The sequence below is a fragment of the Jiangella endophytica genome (genome assembly GCF_003427025.1).
GTDB lineage: Bacteria > Actinomycetota > Actinomycetes > Jiangellales > Jiangellaceae > Jiangella > Jiangella endophytica.
Window position 1 is genome coordinate 107,600 of the sequence record NZ_QVAI01000009.1, and the last position, 13,015, is coordinate 120,614.

Genomic DNA, 13,015 nt, shown 5'->3' on the forward strand with positions numbered 1-13,015 from the left:
CGACAGAAGGGCAGGTACTGATCCATGCGAATACGACGACGAGCGGCTCTCGTCACGGGCATGGCCACAGCCATCGTCACCGCCGGATTCGCCGTGACCGGCGTCCAGGCGGACGAGGCGCCCGTGGACGGCAGCGGACCACCTTCGTTCATCGAGCACTTCGACACGCCACTGGACAGCGACTTCTGGTACGTCTCCGACGGCTACCGCAACGGAACGTACATGAACTGCGCGTTCAATCAGGACAACGCGACTGTCGCCGGCGGACTGCTCACCATCGAGCTGGACGACACCCCGTACGCCGGTCAGAACTACTCGTGCGCCTCGATCCAGACGACCCAGAACTACGGCTACGGGACCTACGAGACGCGCATGCGGGTCGACCGGGCCAGCGGTACCAACCAGTCGCTGTTCACCTACACCGGGCCGTCACACGGCGACCCCTGGCACGAGATCGATTTCGAGGTGCTCGGCAAGGACACGACCGAGGTCGAGCCGAACGCCTGGGTCGACGGTGTCGCCGCGGGCGGCGGCCCGGTCGCGCTCGGCGTCGACAACGACTTGGAGTTCGTCGACTACGCGTTCGTCTGGGAGCCCGACCGGCTGCGCTTCTACGTCGACGGCCGGCTGGTCCGCACCTACACCGACCCCGCCCAGGTGCCGTCCCATACCCAGCGGATCATCGTCATGACCTGGGGCACGGAGACCCTCAACGACTGGATGGGACCGTTCGAGTACCCTGGGCAGCCGGTCGTCACCGAGTACGACTACGTCGCGTATACGAAGCTGGGCGACCCGTGCCCGTTCCCGGAGTCGATGGCGTGCGGCATCGAGGCGCCGACCACCTCGTTCGTCGACGAGTTCGACACCCTCGACACGGCCCGCTGGTTCGTGTCCGACGGGTGGGCGAGCGGCGCCGCGTACAACTGCGCCTGGGATGCCGACCAGGCCACGACCGCGGGCGGCGCCCTGGAGCTGACCTTCGTCGAACAGCCGACGGGCGACCGGGCCTACGCCTGCGCCGAGGTCCAGCACCGACGACCACTGGGCTATGGAACGTACGAGGTGCGCGCCCAGGCGGTCGAGAACTCCGGTGTGGTGTCGTCGCTGGCCACCTACGTGCCGGCCGGTGATGCCGGACCGGCGGAAGGCATCGACCTGGCGAGGCTGCTCGGCGTCGACACCAGCCGCGTGCGTCACGCGACGTCACGGTACAACCAGCCGATGGCGAACGGCTCCGCGGCGCTCGACCCGTCGTCCGACGCCGCCTACCACGACTACGGCATGGTGTGGAGCGCGCAGCGGCTCGACTACTACGTCGACGGTGAGCTGACCTGGTCGGTGACCGATCCCACGAAGATCCCGGTTCGCGACGCGAAGCTGTTCCTCAACATCTGGGGCAGCGAGACGACCTCGTCGATGGGTACCTTCGTGCCGCCCACCGGCCCTCTCACCATGCGCGTCGACCGCGTCGCCTACACCGCGCCGGGCGACGAGTGCCAGTTCACCGGCTCGATCGCCTGCGACGCCTAGGACGCCGCCGTCCATGATCATGTTCGCTCGCGGCAGCCGTGCTCGAGGTGGACGTGATGCAGTTGTGTCCCACTCCGGGACGGGGAGGCCGCGCTCGGCGGAGTCGTCGAGGGCTGTCCCCATCGAGGCAGCGTGCTCATGAGCTGTGGACGTGGCTGCTCGCCACCGCGGTGAGGACGTCTGATGGGCCGCCGCATCGAGTACTGGAACGATCCGGACGCGCCGGCACCGAACAGCCTCGTGCCCGCGGCGGGCGTGCTCGCCGTGAACGGCGCCGGCCACCCAGGAGCTGGGCGAGACCATCGCCCAGCTCCTGGGCGATCCGCGAGACGAAGGAGGAGACCGGTGTCACCGTGGAGATCACCGGGATCCTGGGACTCTTCTCCGACCCGGCGCACCTCGTCGAGCCGGCGGCCAACGACGAGGCACTCCGGGCGCTACCCGCACCTCGACCAGCGGTTCGGCACCGGTGAGCCGCCACCAGGCGTGCGCATGTGGCGTGGTCTGCACTCGCCTGGACCACACCTCACTCGCGACGATGACCGTGACGCCGCCTCGTGCGCGCGGCATGCGATTCTCGGACGGGTGAGGTGTCGCGGCGGCGGGTGAGGATGTCGCCGATGACGCGGACCGGCCGCGGTGGCGGGGGACGAGCCGGCCTGTAAGCCGGATTCTGTGGTTCCCGGCGGACCGGGACCGGCGACCATCCATCTACGACCACCGTTGCCGGTGGTCTCCAGCGGTCTACCCGAGAGCTCGGGCGGGCCGCCCTCGAACGCTCCCTGTCTGACCTTGCTCCGGGTGGGGTTTACCGAGCCGCCCCAGTCACCTGGGGCGCTGGTGGTCTCTTACACCACCGTTTCACCCTTACCGCCCGCGCGAACGCGGGAGGCGGTCTGTTCTCTGTGGCACTGTCCCGCGGGTCACCCCGGGTGGGCGTTACCCACCACCCTGCCCTGTGGAGTCCGGACTTTCCTCGGCGGGACCTGACGGCCCCGACGCGGCCGCCCGGCCGGCTCGTCCTCCGGTCTCAGGATACCGCCTGCGCTGCGCGTTCGGCGGCCAGGAGCGCCGCGCCGATGATGCCGCCGTCGTTGCGCAGCCCGGCCGGCACGATGGGGGTGTCGAGCTCCAGCAGCGGCAGGAACCTGTCCGCCTTCTTGCTGACGCCGCCGCCGACGACGAACAGGTCGGGGGAGAAGATGAACTCGAGGTGGGAGTAGAACACCTGGAGCCGCTCGGCCCAGTCCTCCCACGACAGTTCTTTCTCCTCACGCACCGACGCGGCCGCGTACTTCTCGGCCTCGTGGTGGTGGTGCAGGTAGAGGTGGCCGAACTCGGTGTTCGGCAGCAGCTTGCCGTCGTGGAGGACGGCGCTGCCGATGCCGGTGCCGAGCGTGGTGACGATGACCACGCCGTCGACGTCGGCGGCGGCGCCGAAGCGGTCCTCGGCGACCCCGGCGGAGTCGGCGTCGTTGACGATGGTGACGTGCTGCCCGGTGCGCTCGGCCAGCTCCTTCTCGAGGTTCACCCCGACCCAGGAGCTGTCGACGTTGGCGGCCGACGAGATGACGCCGCGCTTGACGATGCCGGGAAACGTACAGCCGAACGGCGCATCCCAGCCGAACTGCTGGAGCACCTCGAGGACCACCGCGATGACGTTGTCGGGGGTGGACTCCTCAGGGGTGTCGACGCGGACGCGCTCGGCGGCGAACTCGCCTTTGCCGAGGTCGACCGGTGCCCCCTTGATGCCGCTGCCGCCGATGTCGATGCCGAAGCCCTGCGTCGCGCTCGTGTCGTTCACAGGATCAGCTTCGTCGATGAACGCGCTCGGGGCCAGCCGACAGTTGTGACCGGCCGGACAACCTCCTGGTGATTCGATCCGTCCTGCAAGTGTGATGACAGAACGAGAACGGCCGAAGAACGGACGACGATCGGCGCGGGTCGCGCTCGGCGCCGCGCTGGCCATGGTGCTGACGGCGGGCGCGAGCACGGGCGCACCCGCACCACCCGAGGCGCCTGAGCCACCCGGGCACGCCGGGGCGGCCGGCGGCGGCGGCCGGCTGGTCACCCTGGTGACGGGTGATCGGGTGCTGGTCGGCGCCGGAGAGCCCGGACGCGAGACCGTCACCATGGTCCCCGGGCCGGACAGCCCTTCCGACGCGGTGCAGATCCGCCGCGCCGGCGACCGGACGTACGTGTTGCCGGCCGCGGCCCAGCCGTTCCTCGCGGCGGGCACCCTCGACCCCGGCCTGTTCGACGTCACCGGGCTCATCGCCCAGGGGTACGGCGACGAGGGCCGGTCGACGCTCCCGCTCATCGTGCAGTACGCCGATGCGGACGCCGGCGCGCGGGCGGCCGGGCGCGAGCTGCCGGGTGGGACCGTCACCGGCACGCTGAACAGCATCGACGCTGTCGCGGTGGACCAGGACAAGGACACCGCGTCGCAGTTCTGGGCGACGTTCTCGCAGGCGGCCGGGGCCGGCGCACGCGCAGGCGCGGACGCGATCTCACACGTCTGGCTCGACGGCACGGTCCGGGCGAGCCTCGACGAGAGCGTCCCCCAGATCGGCGCCCCGCAGGCGTGGGAGAACGGGTACGCCGGCGCCGGGGCCGTGATCGCGATCCTCGACACCGGCGTCGACGCCACCCATCCGGATCTGTCCGGCCAGGTCGTCGCGGAACAGAACTTCTCGATGTCCGACGACACCGTGGACCGGTTCGGGCACGGCACCCATGTCGCCTCGATCGCCGCGGGCACCGGCGCGGCGTCGGACGGCGGCTTCCGGGGCGTCGCGCCCGAGGCGAGGCTCATCTCGGGCAAGGTCCTCGACGACTACGGCAGCGGCCAGATGTCCGACGTCATCGCCGGCATGGAGTGGGCCGTGGAGCAGGGTGCGGACGTCGTCAACCTCAGCCTCTCGTCGGAGCCGACCGACGGCCAGGACCCCGCGGCCCTCGCCGTCGACCGGCTGACGGAGGAGTCGGGGGTCCTCTTCGTGACCTCGGCGGGGAACGCGGGGCCCGGCCGCGAGACCGTCGCGAGCCCCGCGACGGCCAATGCCGCCCTCGCGGTCGGCGCCGTGGACGGCGACGACGTCCTCGCGCCGTTCTCCAGCCGCGGCCCGCGGCTCACCGACGGCGCCGTCAAGCCGGAGATCACCGCCCCCGGCGTCGAGATCACGGCGGCGCGGTCGACCACCCTCGGCGACGGAGGCGTCGGGGAGCCCTCGGACGACCCGTACCTGGCGCTGGACGGGACGTCCATGGCGGCGCCGCACGTCGCGGGCGCCGCTGCGATCCTCGCGGGGCAGCACCCGGACTGGTCGGCGTCGCAGCTGCGAGCGGTCCTGATGTCGACCGCGGCCCCCACCCCGGAGATCAGCATCTACGAGCAGGGCGCCGGGCGGGTCGACGTCGCCGGCGCGACGACCGTCAGCGTCGTGCCGTCGGAGGGCGAGCTCGAGTTCGGCTACTACCGCTGGCCGCACGATGACATCGAGCCCGTCACCCGTGAGGTCACCTACACGAACGTCTCCGATGCGCCCGTCACGGTGGACGTCGCCGTCACGACGACGGGGGCCGAGCCGCCGCCCGAGGGTTCGATCACCGTCACACCGTCGGAGCTGGCGATCCCGGCCGGCGGCACCGCGACGGCCACCGTCACCGTCGACGCCACCGGCCTCGACCCCGGCAACTACGAGGCCGCCGTCGTCGCCACCGATTCGCAGACGCAGCGCTCCGTCCGCATCCCCGTGGGCTGGTTCGTCGAACCGGAGATGTACGACGTCACGGTGCGGCTGGTGGACCGGGCCGGCGCACCGGCGTCCGGTGAGGTCGAGGTCGTGGACGTCGAGCAGGGCAGCTGGACGGTCGAGCCGGTGCAGGACGGGTCGGCGACCCTGCGGCTGCCCCCGGGCACGTACTCGTTCGGCTCGTTCCTCTACCGCGCGGCCGCGGACGACCGGTCGAGGGAGTACACGCTGGTCACCGAGCCGGAGGTCGAGGTGACCGGCCCGGCGGACGTCACCCTGGACGCCCAGGGCGCCGCGCCGGTCCGCACGACGGTCCGAGGCGCGGAGTCGGCGACCCCACGGTGGAGTCAGGTCGGTTACGCCCGCGGCCGCTCCGAGGACGAGCTCGCATTGGTGTCGTCCCTGGAGACGATCGGGATGGACTACGCGCTGTTCGCCACGCCGACCGAGCCCGTGACGTCCGGCGAGTTCCTCTTCGACGCCGGTGCGCGGCTGGAGGAGCGGCCCGTCCGGGCCGAGGTGCCGGGCGCGTCCGTCGAGGTCGAGGCGGACTACTACGTCATGTCCGAACGGGTCGACGGCACGCTGCGACTCCCCGTCGTCGACGTGGGCGCGGCCGGCCCCGACGAGCTGCGACAGACGTCCGTCGAGGGCATGATCGCCCTGGCCCGTCGCGACCCCGAGCGGGACAACGGCGAGCAGGCCGCCGACCTCGAGCAGGCCGGCGCGAAGGCGGTGCTGTTCTACGACTCGCGGACCGCGGGCGTGCGGACCGAATGGATGTACCCCCTCGCCGACCTCCCGGTCATCGGGATCAGCCGGGCCTCCGCGGCGGAGCTGAGCGCACTGCTGGAGGCCGGTCCGGTGGAGCTCGAGCTCACCGGCTCGGCGGTCACCCCGTTCGTCTACGACATCCTCGTCCCGACCCGCGGGCAGATCCCCGAGAGGCCCGAGTGGCGGTTCCGCACGACCGACTTCGCGACCATCGACGTCCAGTTCGGCGCGCACGTGCCCATGTCGAACACGTCGGAGACGCGGCAGGGCCGGTCGCCGTCCGGCAACGGCATCGGCGGCTGGATGCTGCCGTTCGTGGCCGCGCCCTCGGAGCGCACTGATCACGTCCTCGCGAACGACGTGACCTGGTGGCAGGAGGTACTGCCGCACAACGCCGACGACGGCGGGCCGGCCTGGAGCGAGATCCCCCGGACCTACCGGCCGCGGCAGCGCGACGACGTGCGGTGGATGAGCCCGGTCGCCACGCAGACGCTGCCCGATCGGGAGTCGGCGGACGCCGTCGTCGAACGATTCGGGGACTCCATCTGGGCGTTGTTCAGCGCTTTCGTCCACGATCCCGGCCACGTGCAGATCTTCGGTTCCCCGCTGGAGGAGTACGCGATGCGGTTGTATCGCGACGACGAGCTCCTGGGAGAGGCGGCCGATCGCGGCGCGGCGATCGACGTCCCTGCCGGCCCCGGCACCTTCCGCCTGGAGCTGGACGGACGATTCGAGCAGCCCTGGTGGCTCTACTCCACCCAGGTGAGCTCGGCGTGGACGTTCCACTCGGCCGGCGACGACGGCGACGGCGAGCGGTTGCCGCTGCTGGTCGCCGACTACGACGTGCCCGGCGCGGACGCGCTCGGCGCGGTGCCGGCGGACGGCCCGATCCGGGTCGACGTCGGCCTGCGGCACCAGGTCGGGACGCCCGGCGTCGAGATCGACGAGGTCGAGCTGGAGGTCTCGTACGACGGCGGCGAGTCGTGGACCCCGGCGCCGCTGCGGGGCCGGGGCGACCGTTACACCGCGACCCTCGCGGCTCCGGACGGGGCCGGTGACGCGGTGAGCTTGCGGCTCAGCGCGGCCGACGTCGACGGCAACCGGCTGGAGCAGACCGTCGTGCGGGCGTTCGGCCTGCGGTGACGGCGAGACGGTGCCGGGACCTCACGGGAGGGTGAGGATCTCGGCGCCGTTCTCGGTGACCAGCAACGTGTGCTCGAACTGCGCCGACCGCCGCCCGTCGCGGGTGACGACCGTCCAGCCGTCGTCCCACATGGTCCACTCGTGCGTGCCGAGGTTCAGCATGGGCTCGACGGTGAACACCATGCCCGGCTCGATGATCGTCGTCGACCCGGGGTCGTCGTAGTGCGGGACGACCAGGCCGGAATGGAACGACTCGCCGACGCCGTGCCCGGTGAACTCGCGCACGACGCCGTAGCCGAACCGCTTCGCATACGACTCGATGACCCGCCCGATGACGTTGATGGCGCGGCCCGGCTTGACGGCCTTGATGGCGCGGTTCAGCGACTCCTGCGTCCGCTCGACCAGCAGCCGCGTCTCCTCGTCGACGTCTCCGGCGAGGAACGTGGCGTTGTTGTCGCCGTGCACGCCGTCGATGTAGGCGGTGATGTCGATGTTCACGATGTCGCCGTCGCGGACGAGCGTGGAGTCGGGGATGCCGTGGCAGATGACCTCGTTGACGCTGGTGCACAGCGACTTCGGGAACCCCCGGTAACCGAGCGTCGACGGGTACGCGCCGCGCTCGACGAGGAACTCGTGCCCGATGGCGTCCAGCTCGTCGGTGGTGATGCCCGGCGCGACGTGCTTGCCGACCTCGGCCAGCGCCTGCGCGGCCAACTGGGCCGCGACGCGGATGCGCTCGACGGTGCCGGCGTCCTTCACCTCCGAGCCGGTGAACGGCGCTGGACGGGCCTTGCCGACGTACTCCGGGCGTGCGATGGACGGCGGGACGGGGCGCTCGGGCGAGACGATGCCGGGTACGACGGGCGACATGGTGTGAAAGTCTAGGCTGAGGTGCGTTTCTCAGGCGAAGCCTGGTGTGTTCGGCTGAGGTGCGTTTCTCAGGCGAAGCCTGGTGTGTTCGGCTGAGGTGCGCCTCTCCGGCGAAGGGAGTCATCGTGGCCGACGGACCCTGGTACTGGTGCCTGGTGCATTCGCGGGTGGAGCCGGTCGACGGCTGCCCCAACGACCGGCGTCTCGGGCCGTACGAGACGCGCGCGGAGGCCGAGGACGCGCTGGCGCGGGCGCACGAACGCACGGCTCAGCAGGACGCCCTCGACCGCGACTGGAACGACGAATCCTGACGGCCGTCCCCGCCCGTTGATCCTGGGACAGCACGTTCCGGAGGCCGGGCGGCCTGCACTTCTCCGTGATCGACTCGCCGCTGGGGGCAGGTCGTCGGTCGCCGGGTGACGCTGGCAGGTCGGTGGGAGTCGGGCGGGGTGGCCGGTGAGCTGGGCGACGGTGGGCCGGGCGATGGTGGGTCGGGCGATGGTGGGTCGGGCGACGGTGGGTCGGGCGACGGTCGTTGAGCGACGGTGGCCGGTGGGCTGGGCGGCCGGTCGGCCACGACGGCCGACGGTGGGACCGGGGGCCACGCCTGCGAAGCCTGAGGTGTGCGGACTCGCCCCGTCCCCCTGGTAGCTGCCACGCTCTTGGGCCGCGTAGCCGTGGGTCAAGCGGTCGTCGTCGGTGCGAAGCGCCCAACAGGTCCGCTCGAGGCGCGGTTGCGCGGCTGGAGAATGGGCCGCAGGTGGACGGCGAACGGCACGAACCCGACGCACGGCAGATCGGGCCTACCAGCAGGCTGAGCCACCGTGTGGGCTGAGCCGACGAGTGGGCTGAGCCGACGAGTGGGCTGAGCCGACGAGGTCGCCCGTCCCGCGAACGGTGGCCCTTGCCGCCGATGACTTTCCTGGGGCCCTGGTCGTGGGCCGGGGCTGTCGTCGCACGTGTGACGTCCACTGGGTGAGACTTCTCGTCGATTCGGGGGCCATGCCTAGGACTGTGTTCGCTCTGCGAGGCATGCATGCCTGGTGGAGCGGGAAAACGCCTAGTGGCGTACGTGATCGTTGATGATCATCGCTGTCCACAGGCTCGCGGCGTCGGTGATCCCGAGGCGACGGTCGCCTAGGGCTGGTTCACGTCGCCGGTCGGACCACGGCGACGTCGGTCGGCGTTGCGCAGCCGGCGATGGCCGAAACTGCGCCCCGGTCGCCGAGGGCTGGTTCACGTCGCCGGTCGGACCACGGCGACGTCGGTCGGCGTTGCGCAGCCGGCGATGGCCGAAACTGCGCCCCGGTCGCCGAGGGCCGGTTCACGTCGCCGGTCGGACCACGGCGACGTCGGCCGGCGTTGCGCAGCCGGCGATGGCCGAAACTGCGCCCCGGTCGCCGAGGGCCGGTTCACGTCGCCGGTCGGACCACGGCGACGTCGGCCGGCGTTGCGCAGCCGGCGATGGCCGAAACTGCGCCCCGGTCGCCGACGTGAGGGTGGCGTCGCCTGCGGAGTTCGAGGTGTGTCCAGACTCGCCCCGTCCCCCTGATAGCTGCCAGTTCTTAGACCGTGCGGCCATGCGGCCATGCGGCCATGCGGCCATGCGACCGTGGGTCGAGCGGTCCTCGCCTGCGCGGAGCGCCCCCAACAAAGTCCGCTTGAGGCGCGGGTGCGCGGCGAAGAGAAAGGCCAGTAGGGGGACGGCGAAGGGCGCGAACCCGACGCACGGCATCCCGGCCAGCAAAGCCGACCGCACCACTGCCCTGACGGCCGCCTAGTCCGAGTCCTCGTCCGAGCTGAGCGGCGCGGTCTGGGCCCACTCGGCCCAGTCGGCGAGTGCCTGGTGCAGCCGGATACCCGCTTCGGCGGCGATCCTGATGGCCTGCGTCGGCGGGCTGTCGCCGTAGTCGCCGCGGTCTTTGGCGGCGGCGATCTGACGGTAGAAGTCGGCGGTCTGGCGGTAGTAGGTCTCCTCCGCCGCCAGGTGCCGCCGGAGGTCGTCGGGGGGCATGAGCCAGAAGAAGACCGAGCGCAGCAGTGCCTGCAGTCGCATCGTGTGGTCGACCTCGGTGGAGGTGAGCCAGCGGCGGACCTCGGCGAGACCGTCGGGGGTGATGCGGTAGGCCTTGCGGCCGCGGGCGCCGACGGAGTCGACCTCGATGAGGCCGTCGTCGGCGAGTTTGCCCAGCTCGGCGTAGATCTTCGGGTGCTGAGCCGGCCACACCATGCCGAGCACCTCCTGGAACCGGCCGGCGAGGTCGTAGCCGCTGGCCGGGCCCTCCGCGAGCAGGCCGAGCAGGCCGTGTCTCAGCGACATCGCCACCCTCTCTCCGGAACCGGTCGCCTCATCTTGACATGTCCCTCCGGCCACATGAATACTCGAACCTGTCCCTAAGGACATGTCCATGATGACATATTGAAGGAGTGAGCCATGGCTGACACCAAGGGCGCCGTCCTGGTGACGGGCGCCAACGGCGGCATCGGGGCGGTCGCCGTCCGGGCGCTGGCCGACCGGGGCATGACGGTGTTCGCGACGGTCCGCGGCGACGCGAGCGCCATCGCCGGCGTCAAGGGCGTGCGCGTCGTCGAGATGGACGTCACCGACCCGGCGGGCGTCGCGCTGGCGGCGAAGAAGGTCGCCCACGACACCGGCGGCGCCGGCCTGCGCGCCGTCGTCAACAACGCCGGCGTCATCGTCCAGGGACCGCTGGAACTGGTCCCGCCCGACGAGCTGCGCCGCCAGTTCGAGGTGAACACGTTCGGCCCGGCCTACGTCACCCAGGCCTTCCTGCCGCTGCTGCGCGCCGGCCGCGGGCGCGTCATCAACGTCAGCGCCCCGACGGCGTGGGTGCCGGTGCCGTTCCTCGGCCCGATCGGCGCCAGCAAGGCCGCGCTGGAGTCGCTGTCCGACGCGCTGCGCGGGGAGCTCGCGGTGTGGCGCATCCCGGTGGTCCTGATCGAACCCGGGACGACGAAGACGCTGATCTTCGCCAAGGCCGAGGCCGCCGCCCGCGCCGCGCTGAACGACGCCGACCCGGGCCGCGTCGCGCTCTACGGGCCGCACCTCGCGGCGGTCGAGAAGGCGTCGGCGAACCAGCGGAGCAGCCCGCCTGAGAAGGCCGCCGCGGCCATCGTCAAGGCGGTCGAGGCGCGCCGCCCGAGGCGCTGGTACCCGGCGTCGGGCGACGTGCGGATGCTGCGGCTGGTCTCGCACCTGCCCGCGCGGCTGCGCGAGGCGCTGATCGCGCGCACTTTCGGGCTGTCGACCATCGAGGCGCCGGCGTGACACGCACCATCGTCGTCGCCGGGGCGACCTCCGGGCTGGTCCGGCGATCGGCGGAGGACCTCGCGGCCGCCGGGCACCGGATGATCCTCATCGGCCGCAGCCCGGACCGCGCCGCCGACCTGAGCCGACGGCTGCCCGACGCGGTGGTCGTCGCGGCGGACCTGTCGACGGCGGACGGGGTCGCCCGGGCGGTCGCGGCGGTCCGGGCCGCCACCGATCGCGTCGACACGCTGGTCAACGGCGCCGGCGTCATGCTGCCGGACCGCCGGGTCACCGCCGAGGGCCTGGAGCTGAACTTCGCCGTGCACCACCTGGCGCCGTTCTCGCTGACCGGTGCGCTGCTCCCGCTCCTGCACGACGGCGACGGCCGCGTGGTGAACGTCAACTCCGAGGGCCACCGGGCGCCGTTGCGCGGCCGCGGGCCCGTCGCCATCGACTTCGCCGACTTGCAGAGCGAACGCCGCTACGACCCGTTCCTCGCCTACAGCCGTACCAAGTTGGCGAACCTGCTGTTCACGTACGAGCTGCACCGGCGGCACCCGGAGCTGAGCGTCGTGGCGCTGCACCCGGGCATGGTCCGCACCGACATCGGCCGGCACTTTCCCCGCGTCCTGGTGCTGATGGCGAGCCTGATGTCGCTGTCGGCGCGGCAGGGCGCGGACCCGGTGACCCGGCTGGCCGGCGCGGACGTCGTCGAGAACGGCTCCTACTACGACCGGTACCGGACGGTGGCGTCGTCGGCGGCCTCGTACGACCGCGACGACGCCACCCGGCTCTGGCGGCTCACCGAGGAACTGCGCGGCCCGTTCAGTGGTACGTGTGCTCCTCCGCCGGGAACGCACCGCTGACGACGTCGTCGGCGAACGCCTTGGTGGCGTCGGCGAGCGCGCCGCGGAGGTCGGCGTACTGCTTGACGAACCGGGGCAACCGGCCCTCGCGCAGCCCGGCCATGTCCTGCCAGACGAGAACCTGGGCGTCGACGTCGGGTCCGGCGCCGATGCCGATGGTCGGGATCGACAGCCGCTTCGTCACCTCGGCGGCGACCTCGGCCGTCACCATCTCGAGCACGACGGAGAACGCGCCGGCCTCCTCGAGTGCCAGCGCCGACTCGATCAGCCGGTCGGCCTCGGGCCCGCGGCCCTGCACGCGGTAGCCGCCCAGCGCGTTGACGCTCTGCGGCGTGAACCCGATGTGCGCCATGACCGGGACGCCGGCCTCGACGATGCGGCGCACCGACTCGACCACCGGCAGACCGCCCTCCAGCTTCACCGCCTGGGCGCCGGTCTCTTTCATGAGGCGGATCGACGTGGTCAGCGCCTGCTCCGAGCTCACCTGGTACGAGCCGAACGGCAGGTCGCAGACGACGAGCGCCCGGCTGGTGGACCGCACGACGGCGCGGGCCAGCGGGATCAGCTCGTCGACCGTGACGGGGACGGTGTCGGCGTGGGCGTAGACGTTGTTGCCGGCGGAATCGCCGACCAGCAGCACGGGGATGCCGGCGGCGTCGAAGATCTCGGCGGTGTACATGTCGTACGACGTGAGCATGGGCCAGCGTTCGCCGCGCTCCTTGGCGGTGCGCAGGTCGCGGATGGTGACCCGCCGGGAGAGCTGGCCGCCGTACAACGGGACGGTCTCGTGCGTCATCGCAGGA

Annotated in this window: 9 protein-coding genes and 1 other RNA gene; 5 read left to right on the forward strand and 5 right to left on the reverse strand. The window is 71.7% G+C overall.

All coding sequences use genetic code 11. The features are described from left to right. The first annotated feature begins 60 nt into the window (after positions 1 to 60). Positions 61 to 1,533 (forward strand): family 16 glycosylhydrolase, encoded by a 1,473-nt coding sequence (locus DZA62_RS18730; RefSeq protein ID WP_198663942.1) that lies wholly within the window; start codon positions 61 to 63, stop codon positions 1,531 to 1,533. A 646-nt stretch (positions 1,534 to 2,179) separates the two neighbouring features. Here DZA62_RS18730 and rnpB read toward each other — a convergent pair. Both rnpB and ppgK read right to left on the reverse strand, forming a co-directional pair. Next, positions 2,180 to 2,553: RNase P RNA component class A (rnpB, locus tag DZA62_RS18735), an RNA gene on the reverse strand. Between the two features lie 10 nt (positions 2,554 to 2,563). Then, positions 2,564 to 3,337, reverse strand: coding sequence for a polyphosphate--glucose phosphotransferase (gene ppgK, locus DZA62_RS18740; RefSeq protein ID WP_232827531.1), 774 nt, complete (start codon positions 3,335 to 3,337; stop codon positions 2,564 to 2,566). A gap of 94 nt (positions 3,338 to 3,431) precedes the next feature. Here ppgK and DZA62_RS18745 point away from each other — a divergent pair, with 94 nt between their 5' ends. Beyond that, positions 3,432 to 7,205: a S8 family serine peptidase gene (locus DZA62_RS18745; RefSeq protein ID WP_116950438.1), complete on the forward strand. Its 3,774-nt coding sequence runs from the start codon at positions 3,432 to 3,434 to the stop codon at positions 7,203 to 7,205. A 21-nt stretch (positions 7,206 to 7,226) separates the two neighbouring features. Here DZA62_RS18745 and map read toward each other — a convergent pair whose 3' ends face one another. Next, positions 7,227 to 8,075, reverse strand: a complete 849-nt coding sequence (map, locus tag DZA62_RS18750) for a type I methionyl aminopeptidase (RefSeq protein ID WP_116950439.1) — start codon at positions 8,073 to 8,075, stop codon at positions 7,227 to 7,229. 125 nt (positions 8,076 to 8,200) lie between these two features. On the opposite strand from map, the gene DZA62_RS18755 reads away from it, so the two are divergent. After that, positions 8,201 to 8,386 carry a hypothetical protein gene (locus DZA62_RS18755; protein WP_116950440.1) on the forward strand — a complete coding sequence of 62 codons (186 nt, stop codon included), beginning with the start codon at positions 8,201 to 8,203 and terminating at the stop codon, positions 8,384 to 8,386. Between the two features lie 1,466 nt (positions 8,387 to 9,852). Here the strand turns inward: DZA62_RS18755 and DZA62_RS18765 are convergent. Further along, on the reverse strand, positions 9,853 to 10,395 hold the full coding sequence (locus DZA62_RS18765) for a PadR family transcriptional regulator (protein WP_116950605.1): 543 nt from the start codon (positions 10,393 to 10,395) through the stop codon (positions 9,853 to 9,855). A 114-nt stretch (positions 10,396 to 10,509) separates the two neighbouring features. Between DZA62_RS18765 and DZA62_RS18770 the strand changes: the two genes are divergently transcribed. Together DZA62_RS18770 and DZA62_RS18775 are read left to right on the forward strand one after the other, a co-directional pair. Next, a complete protein-coding gene (locus tag DZA62_RS18770) occupies positions 10,510 to 11,364 on the forward strand; it encodes an SDR family NAD(P)-dependent oxidoreductase (protein WP_116950441.1) in 855 nt (284 codons plus the stop codon). After that, on the forward strand, positions 11,361 to 12,212 hold the full coding sequence (locus tag DZA62_RS18775; RefSeq protein ID WP_157987760.1) for an SDR family NAD(P)-dependent oxidoreductase: 852 nt from the start codon (positions 11,361 to 11,363) through the stop codon (positions 12,210 to 12,212). Before DZA62_RS18770 ends, DZA62_RS18775 begins: the two co-directional genes overlap by 4 nt. On the opposite strand, the gene panB is transcribed toward DZA62_RS18775, so the two are convergent. After that, positions 12,172 to 13,008, reverse strand: coding sequence for a 3-methyl-2-oxobutanoate hydroxymethyltransferase (gene panB, locus DZA62_RS18780; protein WP_116950443.1), 837 nt, complete (start codon positions 13,006 to 13,008; stop codon positions 12,172 to 12,174). The two genes, DZA62_RS18775 and panB, sit on opposite strands and share 41 nt — an antisense overlap. Between the last annotated feature and the right edge of the window lie 7 nt (positions 13,009 to 13,015).

Excerpts from the sequence above, each read along its gene's own strand:
- DZA62_RS18765 (WP_116950605.1), bottom strand. The coding sequence starts at position 10,395 with ATGTCGCTGAGACACGGCCTGCTCGGCCTGCTCGCGGAGGGCCCGGCC.
- panB (WP_116950443.1), bottom strand. The coding sequence starts at position 13,008 with ATGACGCACGAGACCGTCCCGTTGTACGGCGGCCAGCTCTCCCGGCGG.
- DZA62_RS18745 (WP_116950438.1), top strand. The coding sequence starts at position 3,432 with ATGACAGAACGAGAACGGCCGAAGAACGGACGACGATCGGCGCGGGTC.
- DZA62_RS18770 (WP_116950441.1), top strand. The coding sequence starts at position 10,510 with ATGGCTGACACCAAGGGCGCCGTCCTGGTGACGGGCGCCAACGGCGGC.
- map (WP_116950439.1), bottom strand. The coding sequence starts at position 8,075 with ATGTCGCCCGTCGTACCCGGCATCGTCTCGCCCGAGCGCCCCGTCCCG.
- DZA62_RS18730 (WP_198663942.1), top strand. The coding sequence starts at position 61 with ATGGCCACAGCCATCGTCACCGCCGGATTCGCCGTGACCGGCGTCCAG.